The sequence below is a fragment of the uncultured Lamprocystis sp. genome (genome assembly GCF_903933125.1).
GTDB lineage: Bacteria > Pseudomonadota > Gammaproteobacteria > Chromatiales > Chromatiaceae > Thiodictyon.
In genome coordinates, this window is record NZ_CAIZIZ010000446.1 from 1 (window position 1) to 26951 (window position 26951).

24 protein-coding genes and 1 pseudogene are annotated in these 26951 nt (G+C 65.3%); 15 read left to right on the forward strand and 10 right to left on the reverse strand.

Features of this window, described 5'->3' with window-relative positions:
• Nucleotides 1-84: 84 nt before the first annotated feature.
• The 6 genes from QZY03_RS23950 to QZY03_RS23975 all read left to right on the forward strand — a co-directional run bounded on the left by QZY03_RS23950 (nt 85) and on the right by QZY03_RS23975 (nt 5651).
• On the forward strand, nt 85-753 hold the full coding sequence (locus tag QZY03_RS23950; protein WP_295585297.1) for an SPOR domain-containing protein: 669 nt from the start codon (nt 85-87) through the stop codon (nt 751-753).
• Between the two features lie 154 nt (nt 754-907).
• Nucleotides 908-2299 carry a bifunctional enoyl-CoA hydratase/phosphate acetyltransferase gene (locus QZY03_RS23955; protein WP_295585299.1) on the forward strand — a complete coding sequence of 464 codons (1392 nt, stop codon included), beginning with the start codon at nt 908-910 and terminating at the stop codon, nt 2297-2299.
• 115 nt (nt 2300-2414) lie between these two features.
• Entirely contained in the window at nt 2415-2990 is a 576-nt protein-coding gene (locus QZY03_RS23960) for an HdeD family acid-resistance protein (protein WP_295585301.1), read from the forward strand.
• Nucleotides 2991-3160: 170 nt separating this feature from the next.
• Nucleotides 3161-3424 carry a DUF433 domain-containing protein gene (locus QZY03_RS23965; RefSeq protein WP_295585303.1) on the forward strand — a complete coding sequence of 88 codons (264 nt, stop codon included), beginning with the start codon at nt 3161-3163 and terminating at the stop codon, nt 3422-3424.
• Complete coding sequence (locus tag QZY03_RS23970; RefSeq protein ID WP_295585305.1) at nt 3421-4524, forward strand: glycosyltransferase family 9 protein; 1104 nt, start codon at nt 3421-3423, stop codon at nt 4522-4524. Before QZY03_RS23965 ends, QZY03_RS23970 begins: the two co-directional genes overlap by 4 nt.
• Nucleotides 4521-5651 (forward strand): glycosyltransferase family 4 protein, encoded by a 1131-nt coding sequence (locus QZY03_RS23975; protein WP_295585307.1) that lies wholly within the window; start codon nt 4521-4523, stop codon nt 5649-5651. The genes QZY03_RS23970 and QZY03_RS23975 overlap by 4 nt, the downstream gene beginning before the upstream one ends.
• Here the strand turns inward: QZY03_RS23975 and QZY03_RS23980 are convergent.
• The 3 genes and pseudogenes from QZY03_RS23980 to QZY03_RS23990 form a co-directional block, all read right to left on the reverse strand.
• Nucleotides 5618-6386: pseudogene (locus QZY03_RS23980) on the reverse strand (AAA family ATPase); the annotation flags it as partial. The gene QZY03_RS23975 and the pseudogene QZY03_RS23980 sit on opposite strands and share 34 nt — an antisense overlap.
• A 26-nt stretch (nt 6387-6412) precedes the next feature.
• Nucleotides 6413-7162: a polysaccharide deacetylase family protein gene (locus QZY03_RS23985; protein WP_295585309.1), complete on the reverse strand. Its 750-nt coding sequence runs from the start codon at nt 7160-7162 to the stop codon at nt 6413-6415.
• The gene (locus QZY03_RS23990; protein WP_295585310.1) at nt 7159-8223 is read right to left on the reverse strand and encodes a glycosyltransferase family 4 protein; all 1065 of its coding nucleotides are present in this window, start codon (nt 8221-8223) and stop codon (nt 7159-7161) included. Before QZY03_RS23990 ends, QZY03_RS23985 begins: the two co-directional genes overlap by 4 nt.
• 203 nt (nt 8224-8426) lie before the next feature.
• Between QZY03_RS23990 and QZY03_RS23995 the strand changes: the two genes are divergently transcribed.
• Entirely contained in the window at nt 8427-8594 is a 168-nt protein-coding gene (locus QZY03_RS23995; RefSeq protein ID WP_295585312.1) for a hypothetical protein, read from the forward strand.
• Nucleotides 8595-8777: 183 nt separating this feature from the next.
• On the forward strand, nt 8778-8936 hold the full coding sequence (locus tag QZY03_RS24000) for a hypothetical protein (protein ID WP_295585314.1): 159 nt from the start codon (nt 8778-8780) through the stop codon (nt 8934-8936).
• A 289-nt stretch (nt 8937-9225) separates the two neighbouring features.
• Here QZY03_RS24000 and QZY03_RS24005 read toward each other — a convergent pair whose 3' ends face one another.
• The 7 genes from QZY03_RS24005 to QZY03_RS24035 form a co-directional block, all read right to left on the reverse strand.
• A complete protein-coding gene (locus QZY03_RS24005) occupies nt 9226-11460 on the reverse strand; it encodes an NACHT domain-containing protein (RefSeq protein WP_295585316.1) in 2235 nt (744 codons plus the stop codon).
• Nucleotides 11457-12104, reverse strand: a complete 648-nt coding sequence (locus tag QZY03_RS24010) for a hypothetical protein (protein ID WP_295585317.1) — start codon at nt 12102-12104, stop codon at nt 11457-11459. Before QZY03_RS24010 ends, QZY03_RS24005 begins: the two co-directional genes overlap by 4 nt.
• A gap of 31 nt (nt 12105-12135) precedes the next feature.
• Nucleotides 12136-14928, reverse strand: coding sequence for a phosphoenolpyruvate carboxylase (gene ppc / locus QZY03_RS24015; protein WP_295585318.1), 2793 nt, complete (start codon nt 14926-14928; stop codon nt 12136-12138).
• A gap of 105 nt (nt 14929-15033) precedes the next feature.
• Entirely contained in the window at nt 15034-15609 is a 576-nt protein-coding gene (locus QZY03_RS24020) for a disulfide bond formation protein B (protein WP_295585320.1), read from the reverse strand.
• Between the two features lie 12 nt (nt 15610-15621).
• Nucleotides 15622-15777 (reverse strand): DUF5993 family protein, encoded by a 156-nt coding sequence (locus tag QZY03_RS24025; RefSeq protein WP_295585322.1) that lies wholly within the window; start codon nt 15775-15777, stop codon nt 15622-15624.
• On the reverse strand, nt 15774-16193 hold the full coding sequence (locus QZY03_RS24030; RefSeq protein WP_295585323.1) for a phosphate-starvation-inducible PsiE family protein: 420 nt from the start codon (nt 16191-16193) through the stop codon (nt 15774-15776). The genes QZY03_RS24025 and QZY03_RS24030 overlap by 4 nt, the downstream gene beginning before the upstream one ends.
• Before the next feature lie 20 nt (nt 16194-16213).
• Nucleotides 16214-18223: a hypothetical protein gene (locus QZY03_RS24035; RefSeq protein ID WP_295585325.1), complete on the reverse strand. Its 2010-nt coding sequence runs from the start codon at nt 18221-18223 to the stop codon at nt 16214-16216.
• Between the two features lie 286 nt (nt 18224-18509).
• On the opposite strand from QZY03_RS24035, the gene QZY03_RS24040 reads away from it, so the two are divergent.
• The 7 genes from QZY03_RS24040 to QZY03_RS24070 all read left to right on the forward strand — a co-directional run bounded on the left by QZY03_RS24040 (nt 18510) and on the right by QZY03_RS24070 (nt 26904).
• Nucleotides 18510-19172 (forward strand): LON peptidase substrate-binding domain-containing protein, encoded by a 663-nt coding sequence (locus QZY03_RS24040; RefSeq protein ID WP_295585327.1) that lies wholly within the window; start codon nt 18510-18512, stop codon nt 19170-19172.
• A 72-nt stretch (nt 19173-19244) separates the two neighbouring features.
• Complete coding sequence (locus QZY03_RS24045; protein WP_295585329.1) at nt 19245-19571, forward strand: iron-sulfur cluster assembly accessory protein; 327 nt, start codon at nt 19245-19247, stop codon at nt 19569-19571.
• Between the two features lie 73 nt (nt 19572-19644).
• On the forward strand, nt 19645-20064 hold the full coding sequence (locus QZY03_RS24050; protein ID WP_295585330.1) for a SufE family protein: 420 nt from the start codon (nt 19645-19647) through the stop codon (nt 20062-20064).
• 128 nt (nt 20065-20192) lie between these two features.
• Complete coding sequence (locus QZY03_RS24055; protein WP_295585332.1) at nt 20193-23561, forward strand: hypothetical protein; 3369 nt, start codon at nt 20193-20195, stop codon at nt 23559-23561.
• Nucleotides 23558-24862, forward strand: a complete 1305-nt coding sequence (locus tag QZY03_RS24060; protein ID WP_295585334.1) for a hypothetical protein — start codon at nt 23558-23560, stop codon at nt 24860-24862. Before QZY03_RS24055 ends, QZY03_RS24060 begins: the two co-directional genes overlap by 4 nt.
• On the forward strand, nt 24859-26127 hold the full coding sequence (locus QZY03_RS24065; RefSeq protein ID WP_295585336.1) for a hypothetical protein: 1269 nt from the start codon (nt 24859-24861) through the stop codon (nt 26125-26127). The genes QZY03_RS24060 and QZY03_RS24065 overlap by 4 nt, the downstream gene beginning before the upstream one ends.
• A 375-nt stretch (nt 26128-26502) precedes the next feature.
• On the forward strand, nt 26503-26904 hold the full coding sequence (locus QZY03_RS24070; RefSeq protein WP_295585338.1) for a hypothetical protein: 402 nt from the start codon (nt 26503-26505) through the stop codon (nt 26902-26904).
• Nucleotides 26905-26951 lie beyond the last annotated feature (47 nt).

The window sequence follows — 26951 nt, forward strand, 5'->3', positions numbered from 1 at the left end:
GCTGCGCTTATCCACCCTACAAAACCTGCAATTTTGTAGGGTGGATAAGGCGCGCCGCACGATGTTCGGGATTCAGCACGTCGGTTGTGCGCGCCGCATCCACCATGGGCCGCAGCAGACCCTCAAATTTGGAATTGCTGGACCGGCGCCCACGCGCTGGTCCTGCCGATCATTCTCACCTGTCTCAGTGCCACCTTCACCGCCGAGGGGTTGGGCGGCCGGCCGATCTACAGCCTGCTGCTCGCCCAGGGCGACCATCCCCCGCCCTCGCCGCGCCGGCCGGAGCGCCGGGTCCTGGCCGCCGGGCTCATCCTGGTCGCACTGCTTGGGCTGGAACGACTGACGGGTTCCGCGCCTGGGATCATGCCGGCCACGCCCTTGGCGGGGACGACGAGCGAGGACCGGACCGCACCGTCCGGCGCCGTAACCCCCTCCCCGGCCCCGCTGGTCCAGGACCAACCGCGCTTCGCCATCCAACTCCTGACCGTGAACAGCGACGCGGGCCTCACCGCTTTCGCGCAACAGCACGGACTGTTCGGACAGGTGCGGACGCTGAAAGGCCGCCATCGGGACAAGGACTGGTATGCCCTGCTCCTGGGCGACTACGCCACCCAAGCCGAGGCCGAAGCCGCCCTGGCCGCCCTCCCGGCCGGACTGCGCCGCCTGAAACCGCTGGTGCGGCCGCTGTCGGCGGGCACGCGGCTGCTACCGGTCCAAGCGCCCCCTGAGCCCGGCGATGGGAGTCGGTTTTGACGGATGCGTGCAACCCACCATCGGTGTATGATTTTCCGCATGTCCGCGATCACGCCCGGACTGCCCCGCGCGCACTCCGGGCGACCGGACGGTTGCCGCACATCCTGGCCCGCTCCCGAAGCGGTCGCATCCGTGTGAATACCAAAGGCCGACCATGGATTCCTACACCAATCAGACCTATGACGAAATCCCGGTCGGGGCGACGCTGACCGTCACCCGGCGCCTGAGCCGCGCCGATGTCGAAGCGCTGACGCTGGTCTCCGGCGACCTCGACCCCTTCCATCTCGACGCCGCGGCCCCCGCGGCCGAACTGATCGTGGAGGCGGTGAGTGCCGAGGCCCTGGTGTCCGGCATCCTCAACCGGCGGCTGCCGGGGCCGGGCACGCGCATCCTGGCGCAAGACCTGCGCTTTTGCGGCGACCTGACCGTGGGCGACGAACTGGTGGGCACCGTGACCGCACTGGAGAAACGTCCGGACGATCACCAGATCGTTTTCGACTGTCAGGTGCGCCGGGGCGACGAGATGCTGGTGACGGGCACCAGCACCGTCGCCGCACCGACAACGCGACTGCGTTATTCGGACGTCGCCACGCCCGAGGTGATCCTGCGGCGTAACGACGGCTTCGCGCCGCTGTTCGCCCGTTGCCTGGGGCTGCCGCCGGTCCTGTGCGGCATCGTTCATCCCTGCGACCGCGACGCGCTGCTGGGGCCGATCGAGGCGGCCAAGCGCGGGCTCATCGCGCCGGTGCTGATCGGACCGGCGGCCAAGATACGCGCCGTCGCGGCAGCCGAAGGCGTGGATCTGACGCCTTATCGCATCGTCGACGTCGAGCATAGCCATGCGGCGGCACGGCAGGCGGTGGCGATGGTCCGCGCCGGCGAGTTGGATGCCCTGATGAAGGGCTCGCTGCATACGGACGAACTCATGGCCGCGGTGGTCGACGGGGCGACCGGCCTGCGTACCGAGCGCCGGGTCAGCCATGTGTTCGTGATGGATGTTCCGACCTATCCGCGGCTGCTCCTGCTGACCGATGCCGCCATCAATATCGCACCGACGGTGCGGGACAAGGTGGACATCTGCCAGAACGCCATCGACCTCGCCCAGGTGCTCGGCATCGCGACGCCGCTGGTGGCCATCCTGGCCGCGGTCGAGACCGTCAACCCGGCGATGCAGGCGACCGTCGATGCGGCCATGCTGTGCAAGATGGCCGACCGCGGTCAGCTCACCGGCGGCACCCTCGACGGGCCTTTGGCGTTCGACAACGCGGTGAGCGAGGAGGCTGCCCGGACCAAGAAGATCGTCTCCCCGGTAGCGGGCCGGGCCGACATCCTGCTGCTGCCCGATCTCCAGGCCGGCAACATGGTGGCCAAGCAGCTCCAGTACCTGGCCGGGGCCGACAGCGCGGGCATCGTGCTGGGGGCGCGCGTGCCCATCGTGCTGACCAGCCGCGCCGACACCGTGCGCACCCGACTGGCATCCACGGCGGTGATGGTGCTGGTCGCCCAGGCGTGGCGTCGACCACCGCAGGCGGCCGGGCAGACGTAGGGGCGGGTTTTAAACCCGCCCCTACACGAGTGCCTGTCCGGATATCAGGTACGAAGGCTATCGTTCTGACTCCTGACTTAACCTATCAACAACGCGTCAACCAACAGAGGAACCGATGATGTCTATTAGCAACGCGGCGACCGTCCAGGGTGCCTTTTCCGCCGAGGTACAAAAGCACTGGGGCTGGCTGCTGGCCCTGGGCATTCTTTCAATCATCCTGGGCACCGCCGGGTTCTACATGACCTTCATGCTCACCCTGGCGAGCGTCCTGTTCTTCGGGATACTGATCCTCGCCGCCGGACTCTTTCAACTGGTCCATGCCTTCACCTGCAAGGGTTGGAAGTCGGTGCTCTGGCATGTGCTGATCGCCCTGCTGTACATCGCGGCCGGGGTCGACATCATCATGGACCCGGCGCGTGCCTCCGTCGTCCTCACCCTGGTGCTGGCCGGCATTCTGATCGCGGTCGGTCTGGTGCGCATCATCATGGCCTTCCAACTGCGGCCGGCGGCGGCGGGCTGGTTTTGGGTGGCGCTCTCGGGCCTGGTGTCCATCGTGCTGGGCGGCATGATCCTTGGCCAATGGCCGGAGTCCGGCATGTGGGTGATCGGCCTGTTCGTCGCCATCGAACTCATCTTCAATGGCTGGTCCTATCTCTTCATGGCGCTGGATGCGCGCAAGGCCGCGCGCTGATCCTGGTTGGCCGAGAGCGGTCGGACCGCATCCGCGCTGCCGACCTTGGTCATAAGCCCGGCCACCGTGCGATCCGCGGGGTCGTCGGTCCGAATAGCGGCCCCTACAGGTCAGGGTGTTACCGTAGGGTCCGCTGTGCGGACCCTCTACGGCCGGAACCGGAGACAACGATGACTTGGGAACAGAGAATCCACATTGACCCCCTGATCTGCCATGGGCAAGCCTGTATCACCGGAACGCGCGTACCGGTATCCGTCGTGCTCGACAACCTCGCCGCAGGGCTGGCCGCGCAACAGATCATCGACAGCTATCCATCACTGACCGCTGACGATGTTCACGCGGCTATCCGGTATGCGGCCGAGTTGGCTCGCGAACAGGTCATCGACCTGCCGAAGCGCGCTCGGTACGCGCCACCCCGAATCACTGCGTCATGACGCCGGACCAACCCCTCACCATCGCCCCGCACGCCCGTATCCTGCTGGTGCGCCTCTCCGCCATCGGCGACATCGTGTTTGCCTCGCCACTGATCGCGGCGCTGCGCCGTGCCTGTCCGCAGGCACATATCGCCTGGCTGGTCCAGCCGGAGTGCCGGGCGCTGCTCGACCGCCATCCGGATCTGGACGAGGTGATCGTCTGCCCCATGGGCCACTGGCGGCGGCTGTGGCGTGAACGTCGGTTCGGTCAGTTGGCCAGGGGGCTGCTGGCCATGCGTGAAACGCTGCACGAGGGGCGTTTCGATCTGGCCCTGGACTTGCAAGGACTTGCCAAGAGCGGGCTGCTGACCCGACTGTCCGGTGCGCGGGAGCGGGTCGGCCTGGGCTCGCGCGAGGGCAGCGCCTGGCTCATGACCCGCACGGTTGACCGCGGCGGCGACCCGCGGCGCATCGGCTCCGAGTACCTGCATCTGGCACAGATGCTGGGTCTGCCCACTGCCGACTTCGCGATGGCCGTTCACTATGACGCGGCCGCCGCGACCGCGGCCGACGCGACGCTGGTGCGGGAGGGGCTGACCAGCGGCTTCGCGGCCCTGTGCCCCTTCACCACCCGACCGCAGAAGCACTGGTTCGAGGACCGCTGGGCCGACCTGGCCTGGCGCCTGCGCGCGGACCTGGGGCTGATCCCGGTGCTGCTGGGCGGTCCGGGCGACCGGGAGGCCGCGGATCGGATCAGCGATGCGGCCGGGGCGGCCGATGGAACGGCTGATGGGGCAGATAACCCCCTGGTCAATCTCGCGGGCCAGACCAGCCTGAGCGAGGCCGCCGCGCTGATCGACCACGCCGCCCTGCTGGTGGGGGTGGACACCGGCCTGAGTCACATGGGCATCGCCCACGGCACCCCGTCCGTGCTGCTGTTCGGCTCCACCTGCCCCTACACCGATACGACGCGCGCCAACGCCCGGGTGCTCTATCACCGGCTGCCCTGCTCCCCCTGCAAGCGCCGACCCACCTGCGACGGGGCCTTCACCTGCATGCGTGACATCCGCGCGCGCGAGGTGCTGGCCGCCGCCCGCCAGGTCATCGGTCAGGCGCCGTGAGGGTCTTGCACGTCGAGGGCGGCCGGCACCTCTACGGCGGGGCCTTCCAGGTCCTGCACCTGATCCGGGGTCTGCACGCGCGCGGTCACGAAAACCTGCTCGCCTGCCCGCGCGGCTGCGACCTTGCCGCCGCCGCCGCGCCTTTCGCCCAGGTCCAGGGCCTGCCCATGCACGGGGATGCGGACCTGCTGCTGGTGCCGCGCCTGCTGCGACTGATCCGCGCGAGCGCGCCGGACTTAGTGCACCTGCACAGCCGCATCGGGGCGGACGTGATGGGCGGGATCGCGGGGCGCGTGGCCGGGGTGCCGGTGGTCCACACCAGGCGGGTGGACAACCCCGAGGCAGCCTGGCTCGTGCGTTTGAAATACCAACTGCATGATCGGGTGATCGCCATCTCGCAGGAGATCGGGCGGGTGCTGACCGCGGGCGGGCTGCCGGCCGACAAGCTGCGGGTGGTGCGCAGCGCGGTCGACTGGCAGCGCTACGCCCGACCCGGCGACCGCGCCGCGGCGGCGCAACGGCTCGGGATACCGGCAGACGGACTCTGGATCGCCGTCGTCGCCCAGTTGATCGAACGCAAGGGACACCGCGTCCTGCTGCGGGCATTGCCGGCACTGGTCGCGACACACCCGGACCTGCGGGTGATCTTCTTCGGCCAGGGCCCGCTGGCCGCGGACCTCGCGCAGGAGGCGCGCGCCCTGGGAGTCGCCGATCAGGTGACCCTGGCGGGTTTTCGCACCGACCTGGACGAATTGCTTCCCTGTGTTGATGTGCTGGTGCACCCGGCCCTGATGGAGGGCCTTGGCGTCGCGCTGCTTCAGGCGGCCAGCGCCGGGGTGCCGATCGTCGCCAGCCGTGCCGGGGGCATTCCGGAGGCGGTGCGCGACGGGGAGAACGGTGTGCTGGTCACCCCCGGAGACGCTGCCGCCCTGAGCGCCGCGGTTGCCGCGCTACTCGCCGACCCGCAGCGCCGCCGCATCCTGGGTGCCGCGGGCCAGGCACTGATGGCGCGGGAGTTCTCCATCGCCGCGATGGTGGAGGGGAATCTCGCGGTCTATCGGGAATTACTTGACGAATCCCGTTCGGCCGCGTCCGGCAGCCAGCGCTCACGCAGCCGCTCCACATAGAGCGCGCGCGCGACCAGGTTGGGGATCTTCAGGATCAGCTTGCCCAGTTCCCCCTCGCCCGCCAGGGTGAGGATGCCGAAGTAATAGAGCAGCGAGGCCATAAATGGCTGGTCTTTGGTCGCCGCCAAAACCTCGGCCACCCCGAAGCGCCGTGCCAACTCCGGGATCGTCACAGTCGCGTCGCCGCTCAACGCTTGGACCAGCAGCGCCTCGCCGTGCGGCAGGTCGGCGATGTAGACCAACTTACCGCGGTCCATCGCCAGGTTTTCGTCCAACAGCCGTCGCGGCGGCTCGCCATGCCGCTGCAGGGCCTTCAGAAAATAAAGCGTCAGGGTTGGATTGTAGAGACTCGCCGTGGCGTCCTCACTGAAGCGATAGCCGTTGTAGAAGGTACGCATGGTTCCAAGCGCCGCGGCGGATGACCAGACAGCCGGCGCACCGTCGTCCCCGCGCTCCTGCGCCAGATGATCCAGCACGGTCGCCACTTCAGCCTCGGTGAAGCCGCACAGGTCATTGAAGTCAGGCTCCAGATAGATGCTCTCGCCGACGTTGTAACCGCTGGTCATAGTGCTCCAGCATAGACAGCAGCAAACTCTTGCCGAAACGGCGAGGTCGGATAAAAATCAGTTGCCGCCCCGCCGCTTCGAGCATCGCAATCCGCTCGGTGCGATCCTGATACCAGTAGCCGTCCCGGATCAGGGTGGCGAAATCGCTCAAGCCGTAGGGAAATTTCATTTTGGACATCAATGGATTCAAGACTGTCACTGGTCCGGCGCCCGAACCACCGCCGACCCTTTGGGCCGATTCTTGAACAAGAGCTTCCAGAGGAAGCCCAGCCGATCGTCGCCAAGCGAAATCGCCTTGCGCGGCAGGGCGAGCGGATCGAAGGCGCTGGTCGCCCGGGCTCGCAGGCAGGTCACACCCGTACCGTATCCCGCGCCGGCCGCCGCCGCGACGACAGCCGCATCGTGACTGCCGTAAGGGTAGCAGAGGTGGGTGACGGGTTCGCCGAGCAGGTCCTCCAAAATCTGCCGACTTCCCGACAACTCGGACTCCAGCGTCGGGTGGGACAACCCGGCCAACGGCACATGACTCAAGGCATGAGAACCCACCTGAATGCCGGCACGGCGGACCTCGCGTAGACGTGGGGCGTCCATCAGCAGCGCATCGGGCAACCCATCGGTCCGCAGCCAGTGCGCCTGGCAGCCGACCAGGCCGGCCACCACATAGACCGTCGCCGCAAACCCGTAGTTCTGCAACCAGGGCAAGGCGAACGCATAGAAGTTCTCATAGCCGTCGTCGAAGGTGATAGCCACCGCCCGGGACGGTACCGGACACACGCCGGCCAGGCACGCCTGGACCTGATCCATCGTCAAAACACTGCACCGCAGCCGCTTGAGCAGCGCCATCTGGGCGGCGAAGCGGCGATGATGGCAATAGACCGCGCGATGCGTCCGGACGCGTCGGAAGTCGCCGACCTGGTGGTACATCAGAATCGAGATGCCGCTCATGGCCGTGCCCCGGCCAGTGCCTGTCGATAGACGGCCTCGACGCGATCCGCCATGGTCTCCAGTGAGAACTGCCGCAGGAACCGGGCGCGGCCGTTGAGCCCGAACCGCTCGCGCAGCGCCGGGTCCGCGGCCAGCCGGCCCATGGCCGCGGCCAGCGCCGCCGCATCTTCACTCGGAACCAGCAGACCCGTCTCCCCATCCACCACCACCTCCGGGATACCGCCGATACGGGAGGCGATCACCGGCAATCCGGCCGCCGCCGCCTCGATGAGTGCGAGTGACAAAGCCTCACGACGGGAGGGTACGATCAATCCGTCGAGTTCGCGGATCAACTGGGGCGCCGTGTCGCTGAATCCCAAGAAGTGCACACGTCCGGCGACACCCGCGATCCGCACCTGCTCACGCATCGCCGAGCCCCAGGGGGTTTCCGGGTCACCGATCAGGGCCAAATGGACCCGTGGCTCGCAGTGCGCCAGTGCCGAGATCGCCACGTCCTGGCCCTTGTCGCGCAGGAAGCGCGCCAGGATACCGAACAGGACCGCGCGGTCAGGCAAATTCAACGTCGGCCGCAGCGTCGACTGCACTGGAAGCGTCAGCGGGTCCGCGGCGCCGTTGTAGACCACGCTGATCCGCTCCGCGTCATAACCCTCTTGAACCAGAAAGCGCTGGACGGCGCCGCTCACCGCAATCAGCCGATCGGCACGGCCGAAATGCTTCCCCGCGTTGGTGGAGTGGGCTGTCGCCACCACCGGCAGCCCGGTCAGACGCCCACCGATGCCGGCATACCGCGCACCACGGGTCAGATGCCCGTGGATGAGATCGGCACCGCGGCGCCGCGCAATCCAGGCGAGTCTGAACATCGAGACCGGGTCATAGAAACCATGCATCGGCAGAGCGTCGCCGGGAAAGCCGGCCGCCCGGAAGCGCTTCATCAGCCAGGAATCCGCGGGGCCGGCGTAGGCCGGTCGGTGGCCGCGGCGGCTCAAGGTCTGCGCCAGAGCGAACAGGTGGGTCTCGGCCCCGCCGCGGCCGTGGCTGTGCAATACGAAGAGGGGCTTCATTCCAAATGCAGGATCCGGGCTGGTCATGTGAGTAACTCAGGCGCGAGGGTAGTGCGCGCCGACCGCGAACACAACGCCGAGCCCGCGGAGAACCGACATTAGCAACCAGGAAAAGCCCTACCCGCGTCCCCGTTGAGACCATGGCCGCAGGTCCCAAAGATCCGAACCGCCGCTCGAACTCTCACTGACCCGCGAGATTGATCATGCAGATAAATGGACCCGCAATCGAGTTCTTCGCCTTCATCGGGGTCACCGCCTGGCTGCTCTTCATCGGGCCCAAGACCTCCAGATCCAAAGGCGCGGAGCCGACATCGACCCAGGATGCACCTGCGACGGACGCCGACGCCGACGAGCCGCGGCAACGACCCTGAGCCCTGCACCCCGCGCCCGCCGGGTGATCGCGTACCCCCGGCACACATCGGCCAATCGGGTGCTACACTATTTAATGAGCGAAGGCGTGGACCAGAGCCCCCTTCGTGGTGCGCGGGGGGCCAGGCGCCGTGTTCGCGCTGCCTGCGTGGCCCGCGAGTCCTGATTCCTTCCGGAGATTCCCGATGAAACAAAGTTTCAAAGACATTCTGGAGACGATGGTGCGCGAGCGCATCTCGGCCGGGGAAGACCCGCTTGACTTGTTCAAAGACCTCACCCGCGAGGCGAATCTGGTGTTCGGCCACTACAACCTGGAGTACGAACTCGGCCTGATGTTGCGCTGACGGTCAGCGCACCGGGGGAACGGCGACCATCGCCCCGCTGGTCGCCATGCGGGTGGCGGCATGGGCCCTTGGCCTTTTTTTAACGCAACGTAATCATCTCGTCCCCAACCTGTGGTCTGCCGCCATCCATGAGTGTTTCGCTCTGCATCCCAGCCACCGCTATCGCGACGCGGGAGATTTCGGCTACGGAAGGCAATAGAAAAATGAGAGGGTTTTCCGCGGCAAGACCTCGACCGACTGCGCATCGCCAAACATTCGGATTGCCGGGACGTGAGACCGACAAAGACTGCTAGCAAACCAACGAATTGCGGATGCTTGCTACAATCTCCTGAAGAAAGCCAACGACTTCCTCTTTTTCTGGATTGTCAGCGAGGATATCAGCCGCATTTTTGATGTGATAAAAAATGGAAGGCCTTCCTCCGACCTGCCTGTCAATTTCTTTGGTCAAGAGACTCCATTTCATCAGCAACGTTTCTAGTTCATGCCAGCAAGGGGCTCTTACAAGAAGCGCCACACGATCTTCACCCGAACTACGTATCCAATGATGACGCAGCATCACCCGACATGCCCTTTCCAGCAACTTATAGAGATCGTGATCCTTCACATCGACAGGCACAATCGCACCATCCACGTTCATCGGGCGTCTTCCATGACGATCGATCCAGTCCCTTGCAAGCGCTCCGTCCAGCGTCTTATCGCTTCTTTCCGACACCAGTTGAATCCAACCGACGTCGGGAAATGATGATGAAAGGCGGGTGGTTTCATCCGCGATGAGCGTGCTGACTCCCACCGAATCGAATAACACCCCCGAAATATCCGCCCCTCTCAGGTCGAATTGATTGATGGAGCTATCGGCAATGCGTGCGAGCTGAGCCGTACCCCTGATAACTGCATCGTCCACATTGGCACCGACGATCCCAACGCCGTTCGGCAAATCCGAGACGGGAAGTGCCGCCAAGAGAAGTGCAGCGATGTTACGTCCGGATCGATCGAGATTCGAGGCTTGTGACAAGAGATCTTGTCCAACCTTAAGAAAGGTCTGCGCTTGGACGGATGGTATAGACTCGAATACAGCGCCGAAACTCACCAGAAAATCCGCCCCAAGGATTGTGCGGCGGAGGAACTTTGGAACCTCCTTATCCCGGACAGCGTTGATGGCTGAGTGAGAAAGAAAAAAATTATAAAACTCGGAATGCGCAAACCGGCGGTAGCCATGACGGTCATCATTAACAAGAAACGCAAGAACAAGAATCCGGTTCTTCAGCAGTCGCTTGATCGTGTCGTCGCAACCATCACCGAGAACTATTTCCACAAACCAGAGCAGCATCTCCTCGTCGACCGATTCAGTTTGGTTCTCCGCAATATCCCGAGCCGCCTCGACGAGCACTTGAATTATGAATTGCTCGCGCTGCTCTTGATCCATGACCTGCTCAACACGATCACCGAATTTTCCGGCTTCACGTGTGACCATAGCGTTCATCAAATGAATCAGCGGCGGAGTAGTCAGGAACTCAGTGTTCTTGCCAAGGCCAGCCAACTGGGAGAGAAAGAACGGGCGCAACGCGTACGATCCCTGCTCGAATAACCCCAATTTTTCCGCATGTGCTATTTCATTTTCCTGCCAGTCGCGACCCTTAAGCCAGCGCTTGGCAACGTTAGGATCAACAGCTTTCAAGCTCAGCACACCCAGCCGGTGGTGCGCCCGCCCGAGGCGGGGAATCGCTTTCAGAAGTCGTTCCCGACCGATGAACGTCTCACGACCGGCAAGGATCAATGCCCCCTGCCCTTCGATGTCTTCGATCGTTTGAGCCAGTTGTGCCCAGGCAAGATCATAACCTTCAGGATCACCTAGCTCATCAAAACCGTCGATCGCGAGCTGCACTAATCCGTGTCTGACCAAGACTGGAAGTTGGTCATAGGTAACCTGCACCCGCATGGTCTGTAAACTGTAGGCGATCAAGTCCTGCAAAAAAGACAAGACCCGTCCCCTACTCTGAACATGTAAGAGAAGTGGCGCCTGGACCTGCATAAAATCGCGGGAACGGCGCAGTGCTAATCGCTCTATCAGGATGGTTTTACCAACACCTGCCGGGCCATCGATCAGGAGCGTTCTTAAACACTCGCCCTCTCCACGGCTAGCGGTAAGAAAGTCGTCGATGTTATCGAGGTTAGCATCAATACTCCCAGTATCGATAGTCATCGATCCCGATACCGGAAGCAACAGCGCCTCGTCGACTGAGGTTCTTAAAATTCTGTATTGTGAACTAGCCCAAGTCCGCAAGTCGGCAAATACCTTAGACGCGAGCAGGACGCGGTAATTCGGGTAGCGGGTGACTGGATCGGTCTCGTTAGACGACTGAACAACACAGCCGGTATGCTTGTCGAATTTCAGTGACAACTTGACGCCATTGCGATACAGAACAACCTTGACATGACGGGAATCCTCATGGACAACCGGAACATCTGTTCCCACATCGGAAAACAGCGAGAGATCATCGCGAAGCCTATCAGTCGTTGGAATCATGTCGTATCCTCTTTAAGGATCCCGGTGAGTTCAAGATGCTTACTTTGTTGTCGTCGGCGTAACAGCAGCGTACGACCACCTTTACCTTTCGACCACGCCTCGGCAACGAAGGCTGCCGGCACAAAATCATCATCCTCTGCAAGGATCACCCGCCAGTCCGCAGGATCAAACCGAGCATGAGTCACCAAATCGCAAGCAAGGGCGGTATCGACCATTTTTTCACGTTCGTCCCCATGAGAGTCAGCCGCCGGGCGACAGGTGTCGGGGAGTTCTATCTGCGGCGGTTTCTGCCTTTTCCGGTGCGGCAATGCGTTGATTAGATTCTCGCTATACTCGATTGGCCGCCAGAAAACGACGTGATCGAACCTTGGGAACTCGAAATCCGCACTCGACTCTAGCGTCCTCATCGCATCTCGGTTCTCGGTGCGCGTCAGCCCCCGATACCAACCGTGATAAAGACGCAATCGCACATTGAATAAAACGTGCGGCTCCGTTTCGGTTAGACATACCGCGAGTGCACGACATGTCCTGTCTAAAGTAGCTTGAGCCCGCCGCATTGGATTCTGGATTTTCGTTGCGCCCGCATTATAGATCTGAGCTGTCCAATCGACGAATGCAAGAACTTCAATCCGGCGTATAGCCATGGTCCACGATCGCTCTAAAACATTGGTCGAATTACCCGGTATTGCGCATCCCCGCCGCAATGGCATTGATGGAGCGCAGCAGCGGGTCGAGCCACTCTTCGCGCTTGGTTTCGTCGGTTTCGCCACGATAGCGGGCTAGGGCCGCGACCTGAATATGGTTCAGTGGGTCGAGGTAGAGGTTGCGGCGGGACAGCGACTGCGCCAGTTCCGGTGTTTCTTCCATGAGCCCGCGCAGTCCGGCGACATTCAGCACCTGGGTGCGGGTGCGCTCGTATTCAGCCTCGATCAACCCGTAGATCACTTCGGCGCGCGGGCGATCCTGCGCCAGACGCAGGTACTCACGCGCAATGTGCATCTCGGCCTTGAACAGGGCCATCTGGGTATTGGATAACAAGGCCCGGAAGTAGGGCCACTCGTGATACATCCGCTGGAGCTTGGCGAGCCGCTGCACATCGCCGCCGCGCCAGCGCTCCAAGGCCTGACCAACACTAAACCAGGCCGGCAGGGTCAGGCGGGACTGACCCCAGCCGAAGACCCAGGGAATGGCGCGGATAGATGACAGCGTCCGGTTACCCGGTTTACGGTGCGACGGCCGTGAGCCGATGTTCAACAGGGCGATCGCATCGAGCGGGGTGCACTCATAGAAATAATCCATGAACCCCGGCGTGTCATGCACCATCGTGCGGTAGGCTTCCTCGCCGTAACGCGCCAGCTCGTCCATGATTCCCAAATAATCGTTGCGATCCTCCGTGAGTGGTTCGATCAAACACCGACTGGCCTTGATGAGCCCGCTGATCCCCATGATCAGCTCGTAGCGGGCGGTCTCCGGATTGGCGTAGCGGTAGGACAGCACCTCGCCCTGCTCGGTGAATTTGATCTGCCCATGCACCGTATCGACCGGTTGGGCCAGGATCGCCTCGTGGGTCGGGCCGCCGCCGCGGCCAACGGTGCCGCCGCGACCGTGAAAGATGCGGCAGGACACCCGCCGATCGTCGGCCAGCGCGATGACCTTGCGCTGGGCATCGTAGAGACTCCAACTGGAGGATAGGATACCGCCATCCTTGCACGAGTCCGAGTAGCCGAGCATGACTTCCTGGTGATTGCCGGAAGCCTTGAGCAAGGCGCTATAGGTCGGATTATCGAACAAGGTCGACATGACCCCCTGGATATGGCCCAGATCCTCGATCGTCTCGAACAGCGGTGAAATCTGGATGTGACAAAACCAGCCGTCGCGGTCGCGCCCGGCCAGTCCGGCGAGACGCGCCAGCAGCATGACCTCCATCACATGGCTGGCGGCGTGCGTCATCGAGATGACGTACTGACCGAAGCAACCGGCGCCGATCTCCGCGCGCATGCGGGCCATGACCTCGAAGGTCTCCAGCGTCTCGCGCGTCTCCGGGGTCAGCGTCGCCTTGTCGACGATGAAGGGATGCGGGTGGGCAATCGCCTCGGCCAGGGCCATCAGGCGCTGCTCCTCGTCGAAAGCCTGGTAATAGGGTGCGCCGGACTGGCGGGCGAAGAGTTCAGTCACCGCCTGGGTGTGACGGGTGGACTCCTGGCGGCAGTCCATGTGGACCAAGTGGAAACCGAACCCCTCGGCGAGCCGGATCAGATCCTGCAAGGGACCGGCCGCGGCGTTCGCGTCGCCATGGTGGATCAGTGAGTCGCGGATGAGATAGAGGTCGGTCAGGAACTCCCGATCGCCGTTGTAGCCCGCCGGCAGGACTTCGTGGTGCGCACCGCGGATCCGCGCACGCACCCGCGCCAGATTGGCGGCGAGTCGATGCGCCATGATGGCGAGTTTTCGCCGATAAGGCTCGTTGACATGGCGGCGCAGGCTCTCACCCATGGTGTTGAGCCAGTAGTCCTCATCCGCATCCAGGCTGTCCAGGAAGGCCGGCGAGGGCGCACACATGGGCACCGAGTGGCTGAGCATCCGCCGCAACCCCTCCACCCGCCGCTGGTATTCTTCCAGCACCAGTTCGTGATGCAGACGCACCGCCAATTCCGTGGTCTCGGGCTTGACAAACGGGTTGCCGTCACGGTCGCCGCCGATCCAGGATCCGAAGCGAATGAAGCTCGGTGCCCGAATCCCGCTGGCCGGCCCATAGGTGCGGCGGATCGCCTTCTCCAGATACCGGTAAAGCTCAGGCACCGCCTTGAACAGGGATTCGCGGAAATAGTGCAGACCCTGGCTGACCTCATCGGTGACCTGGGGTTTGTGGACCCGTACCTCATCGGTCTTCCACAGAATCTGGATCTCGGTCAGGATCGCCTGGAGTTGTTCCTCCAGTTCTTCCTCGTTGAGTCGCTCGCGATGCAACCCCTGGGCGATCAGGAAGATGCGCCGGAAGGTATCCATGACCGTGCGGCGCTTGGACTCGGTCGGGTGCGCCGTGAAGACCGGCAGATAGACCAGATGGTCGAGCAGGCTCTGGAAGTTCTCCGCGCTCACCCCGTCGGCGTGCAGTTGGCGCACGGTGTCGTCGAGTGAGCCGATCCACAACCGCTCGCCGGAGCTGATCCGATCCATGCGGTAGAGATAGGCGTTGAGTTCCTCCGCCGTATTCACCAGCCCGAAATAGATGGTGAAGGCGCGGATCACCTCAGACAGGGTTTGGGCGTCCAGCCCGTCGATACGCTTCATCAGCCGGTCGCGCACCGCCGCATCTTCCTGTTCGCGCAACTGCATGAAGCCGTCACGCAAGCGCTCCACGATCACCAGGACCCGCTTGCGGCTGTGCTCGCGCAGCACCTCGCCCAGCAGGGCCGTGAAAAGCTTGACGTCGCGCTCCAGCGCCTCGTCTTTGGTGAACTGATTCATCAAGGGGGTCTGCCTGCGGCCGTTAGGGTTATTGCCTTTGCGGGCATTCTAACCCCTGGAAGCGGATCACCGTCGGATGAATCCGCGACCCGGGTCACGATCGGCCTAGGGCGTCCGCGGCGGCGGAGCGAGCCATTCGTAGTTCGTGGGATTGTCCGGGCAGAGACCGAGCCCGCACTCGAGGCCGGTCGACAGAATGTTAGCCAAGACCATCAGGGTGAACAGCACCAAGGCCAGCAGACCCAGGCGCCCCGGAGCTGCCGGCTGAGTACCGGGGCGGTCGTCCGACTGGTTGAAACCGCCGTCGAACAGCAGCAGGACGGCCGTGCCGACAATGATCAGCCCGAACAGCAGCGCCGCCCAGCTATAAAAATGCAACCCCAGAAAAGGCTCACCGTAGGCACCTGTGCCCGGCACGATATGCAGCAAGACCTGACGCACGGCTACCGCACCGCCGGCTACTGCACCGAGGATCACCACGGCGTAATGGCTGGCCCGCGTTCCGCAGGTCAGATTCAGCGCCAAACCAAAGCCGGCCAGCACAAAACCGCCCCGCTGCAGCAAACACAGTGGACAGGGCAGGTCGCCGTGGATGACCTGGTCCGCAAAGGCAAACGCCAGCACCGCGACAATGGCGAGCAGACCGAGGGTGTTCAGATGCAGGGACAGGGTCCTTAACATGATCGATGGCCCCTAAAAGGCAAGCGGGAGTGGGTCTGTGACATGCAAGTGGAACAGCCATAGCAAAGCGGCCAGCGCCAGGACCCAGGCCCCCAGCGCCAAGCCGCGTTGCCGCACGAACAACGCGCCCAGACCAAGCGCGGCCAGAACGAACGGCAGGGTCATCATCGGTGCATCTCCGCCACGTCCTGGCGCTTGACCAGGTAATAGCCGCCGACGAGTGTACCGAGCAAGGCCGCGATCCCCAGCATGGCCATGGGGTCGGTCGTTTCCTTGTCCAGGATCACGACCTTGCGGGTCAGGGCCGTGATGGCAATCAACAACATCATCTCCACGTGCACTGATTTATCCTTCATGTACATATAGATACTGGACATGAGTTCGATCGCGATCAGCACCATGAGGAACATGCCGAAGATCTCGAACAACTCGTTCAGGCCCATCAACAGGCCATGCGGACTGGTCATATCGATATAGAGGAGATAGCCAAGCTCCGCCACGGCGATCATGGCCACAGCCGCGATCAGGATCAGCAAGACTGCCGCAAGGAACTTCTCGAAGGCATGAAAAACATTATCAAACATCGCCTATCTCCCCGCTGAACTTAAGCGTGGGCGGCGCGCCGCCGGGCGCGCCGGGCGATCTCAGCGATCTCGGCCGCCGGGGCCGACTGCGCCAGCGCGTCCAGTTCCTGTTTGGCCCAGGCGCGGTCGCCGAACAGATCGACGATCGACTCCGCCCACTCCACCCGGTCGGCAGACTGACTCAGACGGTCCTTGAGCCCGACATAGACCGCGCGGATCTGCTCCTGAGCGACCCCGTCCGCGCTGAGCCGGCGGGCCAGTTGCCGGGCCTGGCCCGCGGACGCACAGCACGCGGCCGCCTTCGCGACCAGGTCGCGCGCGGGCGCCTCCAACCCCAGATCGCGCGCGACACGCGCCATCTCGGCGCATTGGAAGTGGCTGGTTGCCTGCCCCGCGGCTTGCTCCAGGACGGCCGCGGCGCCCGCGGCGTCACCCAGCAAGCGCCCGCGTACAGCGGCAAGCTTCGTCAGGTCATAGACGCCGGCCGACCCACCCAACTGCCGTGCGAAACCGTCCAGCAGGTCGGCGACCAGAGCGCGCGACCGCTCGCGGTCCGGCAGGAGCTCGACCGCGGACTCGGCCACCGCGCTCACACCCGCGAACCCTTGAACCCGTTCACCCGCCTCTTTCAGCAGGCGCTCGGCCCACGCGCTGTCGCCGAGATGGCGACTCACGCCCTCCACCAGTTTACGGGCCCTGGAGAAGTCCCAGCCCTCATCCTCCAGCCGCTGCTGCGCATCCGCCAACAGCTTTTGCGCGTAGAAGCGGTCTGCCAACTCGGCCATCACGGCATCCGCCAGCTTCAGCGTCTTGACCGCCGAGTCGGCACTCTTCTCACGCTCCTGGAAGAGCGCGTATTTCTCCTGGTTGGCTTCACGCCGGGCGAGCTTGTCCTCCACCTGGGCGACCCAGTCAGGCATCCCGGCGAAATGGTCCTTGACCGCCGCCACCACGCTCTTCATCTCTCCGACGGAAGACACCTGTTCCTCGGCCTTGCCGAGCAGGCCCCGGGCCAGATCCTGATCCCCGATGGTGACGACCGCGCGGCGGGCCAGGTCCAGGAGATCCGGCGTCCCGGCGGCAACGGCCGCGGCGCGATCCAGGATCTCCCGGCCAAAACCTTTATCGCCAATCTGCGCGTCAACCGCCTCCAGCAGCTTGGTGTATTGACCCAGATCGCTCATGGCGGCCATGGCCTTACGGTAAATGGCGGCAGCCGCGGCTTGATCACCGAGTTGGTCGACCAGATTGGCGGCCACGGCCATCAGGTCATTCGGCTGAGTCAGCCGGTCGGCGGCCCGGCTGTAGACGGCGGCGGCATACCCCTTGTCACCGGTATCCTTGAGCACCGCCTCGGCGAGCTTGATGCGTTCGGCAGCGGAGGCGAGCTTCTCCTCGGCCTTGGCGTAAAAACGCTTACCCAACTCGGGGTCACCCACCTGGGAGGCGATGAATCCACCCAGTTCCAGGAGTTGGTTCTTATCGTTGACCTCGGGCAGCGCCTTGGCAAAGGCCGCGGCCGCCTGGGTTTGATCACCCAACAGATCCCAGTAGCCGCGGGCCAGGTCCAGATGCTCCTCACCGCTCATCGCGAACTCGGCCGCCTGCTCCATCAGCTCGGCAACCTTGGCTTGATCGCCGCAGATCCCCTTGAACCCGCCGGCCAGGTCAGCGAAGTCCTTGGGGAACTGGCAGTCGGTCTCGGCGTCCTCCAACACCTTGCGGGCGGCGGCCGAATCAGCGAAGACCTCGATGAAGCCTGCGGCATAGGCCACGGTATCCGCCATGCCATCCAGATGGCGGGCGGCCTTCTTATAAAGATCCAGGGCCGCGGCGACCTCGCCCTGCGCTTTCAGGGTCGCCGCCAGATCCAGAAAGTCGGCAAGTCCCTTGGCTTGGGCCTGCGCTTTCTCGATCAGGATCTTGGCATAACCCGCATCGACCGCGGCGGCCTCCCGCGCCAAGGCCGCGAAGTCGGCGACGGTCTTACAGGATGGCGTGCGGGCCTCAAAGTCTGCGGTCGTCGACATGCTGGATCTCCCCCATGGTAACCAAATGTTTGCGCGGCGCACCCCGAGATCGGGCGGGTATGCGTCATGACCAGCCGCCAGTCTAAAGGCAATCGGGACGGGGCGCACGGGAGTCCATCTGTATCCTTCGCAAGGACACCCGACAAGCCGTGATCAGCGAGCCCCGCGACACCCTCGTGCGGCTCAATCAGTCCGGTGCTAGGAACCCTGAAAGTCGTCCCCAATTCTGCGAATGTCCGCGCAATGACCACCCGATCCCGATGGCCGACCGCCCCCGGAGCCCGCCATGAGCCGCAGCCCGTTTTTCCCGAAATTTGCCGATCTGCCCGTCGAGATTCCGATTTTTCCCCTGCCCGGCGCGGTGGTGATGCCGGGCGTTCAACTCCCGCTGAATCTCTTCGAGCCACGCTACCTGAACATGGTGACAGACGCGCTGGCGGAGGCGCACGTGATCGGCATGGTCCAGCCCACCAGCGAGACCTTGCTGGACGAGGTTCCGGAGATTCACCACATCGGCTGTGCCGGCCGCATCACCTCGTACAGCGAGACGACGGACGGGCGCATCGTGCTGGTCCTGACCGGCATGTGCCGCTTCCAGGTGCGCACCGAGGTGGAGGGACGCCATGGCTACCGGCGGGTTTCCGCGGGTTGGGAGCGTTTCGCCGCAGACTATCACGAGGAAAGCGTGACCCTCACTGACCGCAACGGGTTTCTCGGCTCACTCAAAGCCTACTGCACCCTGCGCGGGGTCGAGGTGCCCTGGGATGATGTGCAAAAAATGGCCGACGCCGATCTGGTCAACCTGCTCTGCGCCCACCTGCCGCTGAGCCCGGAAGACAAACAGGCGCTGATCGAAACCATCCCGACCGACGAGCGCGCCCGACTGATGCGCGGCCTGATGGACATGGCTTCGGTCGCCAGCATGGACGTGGCGGAGCATCGGCACTGAGGCGATCTTGAAAAGGCTCCCCGTGAGGGCTATCTGGGAACCCATGAGTCGACTTTGATAGAGGGTTCCCAGATGGCCGTCACACTCACCGAAGCGGCAGCCCGCCACGTGGCCGGTATGCTTGATCAGCGCGGGCATGGACTCGGCCTGCGCGTCGGCACCAGGAAGAGCGGGTGCACAGGTTTTGCCTACGAGGTCGATTACGCCGACGCCGTGGATGATCAGGACCAGATCTTTGAAAGTCACGGGGTCAAGGTGGTGGTCGATGAGACCAGCCTGACACGGATCGATGGCATGGAGATCGACTTCGTGCGGTCCAGCCTGCTCAATCAAGGCTTCGAGTTCCGCAATCCGCAGGTTAAGAACACCTGCGGCTGCGGGGAATCGTTCAGCGTCTGACGACGCTCCCAGTCGCTGGGGCCTCCCTGCCCGCGCCTGCTTCTGTTCCCGCATCAACCGACAGGATTTCTCAATGATCAGTGACGAGATCAATGCCGTCATCGAAGACTTCGAACTGCTCGGTGACTGGGACCAGCGCTACCAGTATCTGGTCGAGATCGGCGAACGCCTGCCGGCCATGCCGGCCGTCGACAAGACCGAAGAAAACTGGGTCAGGGAGTGCATGAGTACGGTCCACCTGGCGGTTCATCCGGACGCGAACACACCACCCCGACTCCACTACTCCGGAGACTGCGACACGGCGATCATCAAGGGTGTCGTGGCGATCCTGGTGACCCTGTTTTCAGGCAAGACCGCCGCGGAAATCGAGGAAACCGACGTGGATGCGCTCTTCGAAGGTCTGCACTTGGAAGAACATCTGAGCCCCAATCGCCACGTTGGCGTCTATGCCATCGTCGAGCAGATGCGCCGGCAGGCGCGGCCCTTTGCCTGAACCGCCGACAGCGCAGTTGGGCCTGAATCATCGGTCCGACCGCAGATGCGGCTGCGAGCCCCTGCGAAGCGCCAGGATGGCGATTTCAGGCGCACTGGCCGCTGCGCGGTGACCATGAGCACCTGATCGTGGACGACCTGAAGCGTATTGCCCCGCCGACTGCGCGCGCGAACGGGTTCAGTGTCCTGTCATTACTTCTGCTCCTCGTCTCGATATCCGCCGGGCAGTCGGCCGGGCTGGTCACGCCGGCACCGCAAGCCGAGGCCGCGTCACCCGGCACCGCCACCGCCCCGCCGTCCATCTGTGATCGGCCTATCCCGATCGCCGATGAACCCTCTGCTCCGCTCGCTCGCCTGCGCTGTGTCCAGAACGCGGGAGGCATAACGCGACTGGAGCTGTCCATCCCAGGGCGCGCAGCGCTGCCGCTGACCGGTGCCGCCGCCGACACCCGACCGAACGGCCACGTCGAACCGGAGCCCTGGTCGCTGTCGTTGCGCCGGCTGGCCGGCCCGCCGCCGCTGTACTGGCTGCGCTACCTGGATCGGGATGAGGGAGAGGACGGTACCGGTGGGGCCGGACACTGGCATGACCTGGTGTGGCGCGCGGACGCGGCGGCGCCGGTGCTGGTCGACGCTTGGACCCTGGCGAGCGACCGTTTCAGCCGTGTCGACCTGCACGCGGACCAGGCCGAATCGCTGCGACTCGACTATCGCCCACCGACCCTGTGGGTGACCCGCCGCCGCGCCGATCGAACCGCTTGGGAGGTGCCGGGGCTCGCGCCCTATCGGTGCGCCGAGGACTGCGCCGCGCACGCCGATCCACAGGACCGCGCGGCCGGCGCGCCGGCCTGCCGCCGGGACTGTGAGCTGGAGCACCGACTCACCGTCAATCGGGTGACCGCCCTGCAAAGCCAGGTCCAGCGCACCGAGGTCCCCACGGGCCTGGAGACCCCGGAAGGCACGGCTTGGGCCAGGCTCTATGAGCCGCTCGCGCGGCCCGGCAACAACCGTCCGGGCGGACGGGCGCTCCTGATTCTGGACGACGGCGCGGCCGGCTGGCTCCTGGTGCCGCTGCAAGTCCCCGACTTGAGTCCGGCCGGCGGTCTCGACCCCGCCGCACCGGGTCCCATTCCGGCACTGGCTTCCTGCTGGCTTTACAATCACCGCACGCGCCTGGCCGCCGACGCCGGACACCCCTACCCGCCGGCGCCGGCGGAACAGGTGCGCGCCGACCACGCGGCCCCGGCGGACTGCTGCACCGTCGAGTCCAGCCCGGACGGACGGCGCATCCTGGTCTTTGGGGCGCCCGCGGTACCCCAGCCCGAAACCGAGCCTGTGACGCCTGCCACGCCGCCGCGCCAACTGCTCGCCCTCTACGACGTCACCACGCGGCAGTGCTGGAGCGCCAACCTGGCGGTCGACGGCCAACTGGGCCGCGCACCCTACGACGGACTCGGCGACCCCGTCTTCAGTCCCGATGGGCGGCATTTGGGCTATCGCGCCCGGCGCGGGGACGCGCGTTTCGTGGTTGTCGATGACCGCGAGGGGGCGGTGTTCCACCGTGTCGGCGCGCCGGTCTTCAGCGCGGACGGGCGCCACAGCGCCTACTGGGCACGCGACCGGGGCCGCGAGTTCATCGTGTTCGACGGCACCCCGGGCCGAACCTGGATCGGTGCCGGGGCACCGGTATTCAGCCCGGCCGGCGGGCCGCCCGCCTACCGGGCGCGGAACGCCAAGGGCTGGCGGGCAGTCGTCGCCGACACCCCCGGTTCGCTGTACGACGACATCGGCTGGTTCAACGCCGATGCCACCGGACGCACCACCACCATCGCCGACCTGGTCTTCAGCGCCAAGGGCGAACTCGCCTACGCGGCGCGGACCGGCAACGACTGGTTCATGGTCCGCGACCACCGTCACGGTCCCGCCTACGACCAGGTAGGGCTGCCGGTTTTCAGCCCCGACGGCACCCGGCTCGCCTTTCGCGCCCGGCGCAACGAACGGGACTTCATCGTACTCGATGGACGACCGGAACCCGAGTACGACCCGGTCGGCACCCCGGTATTCAGCACGAACGGGCGCCAACTCGCCTACTGGGCCGCCGATGCCGGGGCCGAATTCGTCGTCTGGGGCGGACGCCAGGAACCCAGGGTCGCCACACCGGGAAGCGTCGGGGCCCCGCTGTTTGCGGATGCCGCCGAGACCCCGGTGTACCTCGTGCGCGCGACACCGCAGACACCCGACGGAATCAACGCTGCACCGACGCGGCTCTGGTCCGGCGATCGGCCTCTGGCCGACCTGGAGGTCGGCTCAGGGGCGGTCTTCAACCGCGTTACCGGCGCCCCCGCCTGGTGGGATAGTCAGGGTGCCGATACCGAAGGAGTGCCCCCGGGTTGGCGCATCCTTAGCGAGACGGATGGCGACCCACCAGGCGACGCGCCAGGCGACGCGCCGGTCTGGAGCCCGGACGGCAACACGCTCGCCTTCGCGGCGAACCGGCACGGTCGGGCGCGCATGCAGATCGGCGCGACCGACGATGGTCCCTTTGACGCGGTGGCCGATCCGGTATTCAGCCCGACCGGCGACCGACTCGCGTACCGCGCCCGCCTGGGGGCGGTGTGGTTTCCGATCGTGGCGCCGCTGGCGGGCTCAGCGACCGCCGCCGGGCCGCCCGCGACCGCGCCCCTAGTCGCGACGGCGCCCCGACTCCTTCAGCATCCCGTGGCGATCGGCACGACCATGATGGACGAGGGCGTGAGCGTAGGCATCCTTGGCGGCTCGGCCCAGGGCCGCTGGTATGGACCCCAGGCATGGGTCGATGAGACCTTTTCTCCCGCGGCCCACCGGGGCTGTGCACCGGTCGGCCCGGACTGGATCGCACCGACCCTGCGCTGGCGTCTCTACGGCACCAAGGGTCTACTCCGCACCTGCACCGGTGGTCAAATCTCCAACTGTCCGGCCCAGGCCTCCGGCCCGAACTGGCTGAGCCTGGCCCTGCCGGACTGCGACCTGAAGGAGTCCACCGTGGCCGTCGCGGGCGAGTGGAACGCGATGCCGCGGCGCCCGCGAAGAGTCACGGACAGTGCTCGCTTCATGCCGCTGGTGCGGCGAGTGCTGGCGCGGCATGATCCCCCGAACTTGCCGGTCCGCGACCTCAGTGTGGACGCCATCGACCTGGATGGCGATGGCCGCGACGAGTACCTGATCAAGTCCAAAGGTGGGACCCAATCCGAGCATGCACCCTGGGAAGGCACCCTGTACTCGCTGCTCCTCCTGGCCCACTCCGAGCGCGATCTGGAACCGACGGCGCTCTGCGACTGGTCGGGGGCGCCCGACGGCGAAGAAGACTGCGTGCCGTCCCACTACCTGGACCTCGATGGCGACGGGACCATGGAGATCCTCATCGACGCAAACCCCTATGAGGGCTGGGCGGTGGAGGTCTTCACACTCGAGAACGGCAAACCGGTGAAGACGCCATTCGAATGGTGGGACGGTTCGTGAAACGTCCACCGCCTCCCGCCGAGGACCCGCTGGCCGCGTCAACCGACCGGCACCGCCGGCGGCGGCCGGGCCGGCGCGCAATGATGGTCGGCGCGCTGGCCGCGACCTTTATCGCCGCGGCCGAGGACACTGCCCTCGACCCCCGTATGGGAGTCTGGGCAGGCGCACTCGGCGACGCTCCGATCACCGTCTGCATCGAGGCCCAAGGCTACGGCCGCTACTACGCGCAGCGCGACCGCCTTCCCACCGCGCTGTTGCCAGCCGGCACGAGCGGCGGTGACTACAACCTCGTCGACGACACCGGCACTGGCGAGCCCTGGCCCTCCCCAGGGACTTGGGAGCTGGGCGACCCCGCCGACGACACCCTGACCGGCGTGATGCGCGGACCGGACCACGAGCCAACGGGCGCCATCCACCTGCGGCGCTTGTCCCCGCCGCTGACACCCCGGACCGATCCGCCCCTGGCCGGTCCCGGCTTCTGCGACACCGAGGCCTTCACCGCCGGACTCTACCAGCCGCCGCGAGAGTCGGTCAGCGAAGCCTTCCGGTTCAACAACCACCGCTACCGGGTGCGCCGCGTGGTCAGCGCCTACGGGACCCATCCGCTGCGCATCAGCCGCCCGGAACTGCTGGACGACGCCACGACCGGAACGCACCGCAACAGGACCACGCCGCGCCCGTCGCCGTGCTGCGAGCAGACGCCAGACGACGCGGCGGCCACCGCGCGCCTGAACGCGGTCCTGCTGGCGGCCCTGCCGACCACCGTCGCGGCGCTGCGCGATGACCTCTGGACGGCACGCCTGCGCCTGCTCGACGACTGGGGCGAGGGCAGCGCGCTGGAGGAATGGGCCGAGATCCGACTGTGGAATCGCCACTGGCTCAGCATCGTCGAGGACAGCGAGGTCCGCCGCGGGGGTGAGACCCTGGCGCGGCGCGTGGCGTACCGGACCTGGGCGCTCGCGGGCGGGGCCTTACTTGACCTGCGCGACTGGGTCGAGGACCCCGAGCAGATGGCAGCGCTGCTGCACAGCGTGCGCGTGCGCGCCCTCCAGCGCGCCGCCGCGGCGGGCGCGCGCGACGACTGCCTGCGGCGCCTGGAGGCGAACGACTACTGGCAGACCGGGCTCGCGCCCGACGGGCTGGTGTTCGCGACCGCCTTTACCGAACCCACGGACGACTGCGGAGCCGAGATCGTCATTCCCTACCTAGACCTGGCCCACCTGGTGTCTGAAGACGTGCAGCAGGCGCTGTGTACCGAGCTTGGGCGGGTCCCCGACACGACCGCGGGAGGCTGCCGATGACTTGTCCCGGCACCGGGCGGCTGCACGCCGCACTCCTGGCCCTGGTCATGTTGGCCTTAGGGCCGGTGGTGGGTAACGAACTGCGCGCAGCCGACGGGGGTGTCCTCACCGGCATTTGGCGCGGGACCCTGGGGGAGCGCGAGGTCGTCGTCTGTTTCGACGGTCCGGACCGCGACGGCGCCTTCTACGACCTGCGTCACCCGCGGCGGGTCGCGCTGCACCCGCAACCGGATGGAACCTGGCAGGCGGTGGGCGGTGACGCGGAGCCTCATGACCCGGCGGTCGAGGAGGAAGATTGCGAGGGCCCCTGCGAGGGCGTCCCAGAGGACCCGGGCACCGGTATCTGGCACCTGGAGGCCCCCGCGCTGACACCCGAGGCTGAGCAGATCACCGGCCACTGGACTGCCGCGGAGACCGGGCAGGCACTGCCGATCCGCCTGACCCGCGGGTACCTGATCGGCGATCCGGGCGCGGAGAACGCCCCCACCGGGCCGCCCTGCGACAACCTCGCATTCACCGCGCCCTTTTCCAAGTCGATTCGGGTGGTGACCGGCGAGCCACGGACCTTTGCCGGCCACCGCTACCGCACCCGCACCCTGACGATCGGCGACGGCTTGGAGATCTCCGGCATCGAGTTACTGGAGCCGGGGCCGCACGCCGCGTCGATCAGCCGCAAGCTGCGGGGGCTGCCCCAGAGCGATGCCGAATCCACCCTCGAACTCTTCGATTGCCGGCAACGCCTCTGGGCCGACATGCACGTGCGGGGCGAGATCGAATTCTGGAGCGAACGCTGGCTCGGCACCGCGGAGGCGAGTTCGGTCGATTGCGGTGGTTCCCATCCAAACGAGGGGCGGACGCACCACACCTGGGACCTTGCGACCGGCGAGGATGTGGACTTCTGGGACTGGATCGCCGACCGGCCGCGGCTGCTGCGCCTGGTCCTGGCGCGGGCACTGAGATCCCCTGATCTCTTAGCGGAAGCGGCCCGCAAGGACCCGAATGGAGACGACGAGGGCTGCGCCGCGACCCTGCAAGAGGGCTGGGTCCCCTGGCAAGCCCCCTACCTCGGCCTGCACGGCATGGTCTTCGCGACCGAATTGCCGCACATGGTGCAGGCCTGCGATCAGGAGGTGGAAATCCCCTATGCCGAGTTGCTTCCGTTTGCAAGTGACAAAGGCCGCAGGGAGATCCTGGAGATCCTCGCGACCCTGCCCACCCTGCCCCCGCCGGCACCGATCCGCTCACCGGCAGGGACCCTGCCGTAAGCGGTAGCTGACGGGAGCGTCCGCTCCCCGAGAGCGATTCGCGTTCAATCGCAGCGTGCCCCGCACGCTCGGCATGCACCACGGACGCGGGTGCCGGAATCACTCAAGGAATCTAACCCAGGTTCGCGTTCGCACCCATCCGCGCCTGCCGCCTCTATCGCAAAACGCGAATCACTCACCCCTCGCCGCCTTTCCCCACTACCGCGCTTGGCAATCTGCAACGCAGTCGCGCGTCCCCACCAATCCAAGAAAGCGATCCGCTTCGGCGAGCTAGTTTTATCCTTCTGTTATTTAAATAAAATAAACATGGCATTGGATTTGCTTTAAGTCTAACAACAGACTCCAAAGCAAACCGACTTGGAAAGCAGGCCCGACATGACGACCAACACGCTGATCCGCTTCACCACCGCCCTCCTGCTGGTCGCCGCCTGCGCCAACACCTTCGCCGCCGCGCAGTTACAGGATGTTGTCTCACCCGATGCGGCTTTCCAGTACACCGCCGAACAGGATCTCTGGGTGCAGATCGCGGCCTATGATGTGGAAGGCGCGCCGGCCGACCAACGCTCGGTCGAAATCCTCGAGGCCCTGGACGCCGAGGGCCAGGCGACCCGCGTGCTCGACAAGGGGTTGACCGACGCGACCGGCAGCTTCGAGCGCAAGGTCCGGGTACCTGCCGGTGCCAGGCAACTGATGGTGCGCGTCGGCGTCTTTGGGATACCCAATACCGTCACACTGGATCTGGACGGCAGCGGCGTCGTCGTGCACACCTTCGAATAAGTTCGAGGCACTCGATGACTGAGGGACCAGCGAACCCTCACCCGGCG

What these genes read in the sequence shown, in the direction of transcription:
- ppc (WP_295585318.1), bottom strand. Translation starts at nt 14,928, where the DNA reads ATGAATCAGTTCACCAAAGACGAGGCGCTGGAGCGCGACGTCAAGCTT.
- QZY03_RS24065 (WP_295585336.1), top strand. Translation starts at nt 24,859, where the DNA reads ATGACTTGTCCCGGCACCGGGCGGCTGCACGCCGCACTCCTGGCCCTG.
- QZY03_RS24045 (WP_295585329.1), top strand. Translation starts at nt 19,245, where the DNA reads ATGGCCGTCACACTCACCGAAGCGGCAGCCCGCCACGTGGCCGGTATG.
- QZY03_RS23985 (WP_295585309.1), bottom strand. Translation starts at nt 7,162, where the DNA reads ATGAGCGGCATCTCGATTCTGATGTACCACCAGGTCGGCGACTTCCGA.
- QZY03_RS23995 (WP_295585312.1), top strand. Translation starts at nt 8,427, where the DNA reads ATGCAGATAAATGGACCCGCAATCGAGTTCTTCGCCTTCATCGGGGTC.
- QZY03_RS24035 (WP_295585325.1), bottom strand. Translation starts at nt 18,223, where the DNA reads ATGTCGACGACCGCAGACTTTGAGGCCCGCACGCCATCCTGTAAGACC.
- QZY03_RS24030 (WP_295585323.1), bottom strand. Translation starts at nt 16,193, where the DNA reads ATGTTTGATAATGTTTTTCATGCCTTCGAGAAGTTCCTTGCGGCAGTC.
- QZY03_RS23960 (WP_295585301.1), top strand. Translation starts at nt 2,415, where the DNA reads ATGATGTCTATTAGCAACGCGGCGACCGTCCAGGGTGCCTTTTCCGCC.
- QZY03_RS23970 (WP_295585305.1), top strand. Translation starts at nt 3,421, where the DNA reads ATGACGCCGGACCAACCCCTCACCATCGCCCCGCACGCCCGTATCCTG.
- QZY03_RS23965 (WP_295585303.1), top strand. Translation starts at nt 3,161, where the DNA reads ATGACTTGGGAACAGAGAATCCACATTGACCCCCTGATCTGCCATGGG.
- QZY03_RS24070 (WP_295585338.1), top strand. Translation starts at nt 26,503, where the DNA reads ATGACGACCAACACGCTGATCCGCTTCACCACCGCCCTCCTGCTGGTC.
- QZY03_RS24010 (WP_295585317.1), bottom strand. Translation starts at nt 12,104, where the DNA reads ATGGCTATACGCCGGATTGAAGTTCTTGCATTCGTCGATTGGACAGCT.
- QZY03_RS23955 (WP_295585299.1), top strand. Translation starts at nt 908, where the DNA reads ATGGATTCCTACACCAATCAGACCTATGACGAAATCCCGGTCGGGGCG.
- QZY03_RS24040 (WP_295585327.1), top strand. Translation starts at nt 18,510, where the DNA reads ATGAGCCGCAGCCCGTTTTTCCCGAAATTTGCCGATCTGCCCGTCGAG.
- QZY03_RS24050 (WP_295585330.1), top strand. Translation starts at nt 19,645, where the DNA reads ATGATCAGTGACGAGATCAATGCCGTCATCGAAGACTTCGAACTGCTC.
- QZY03_RS24020 (WP_295585320.1), bottom strand. Translation starts at nt 15,609, where the DNA reads ATGTTAAGGACCCTGTCCCTGCATCTGAACACCCTCGGTCTGCTCGCC.
- QZY03_RS24000 (WP_295585314.1), top strand. Translation starts at nt 8,778, where the DNA reads ATGAAACAAAGTTTCAAAGACATTCTGGAGACGATGGTGCGCGAGCGC.
- QZY03_RS24005 (WP_295585316.1), bottom strand. Translation starts at nt 11,460, where the DNA reads ATGATTCCAACGACTGATAGGCTTCGCGATGATCTCTCGCTGTTTTCC.
- QZY03_RS24025 (WP_295585322.1), bottom strand. Translation starts at nt 15,777, where the DNA reads ATGATGACCCTGCCGTTCGTTCTGGCCGCGCTTGGTCTGGGCGCGTTG.
- QZY03_RS23990 (WP_295585310.1), bottom strand. Translation starts at nt 8,223, where the DNA reads ATGAAGCCCCTCTTCGTATTGCACAGCCACGGCCGCGGCGGGGCCGAG.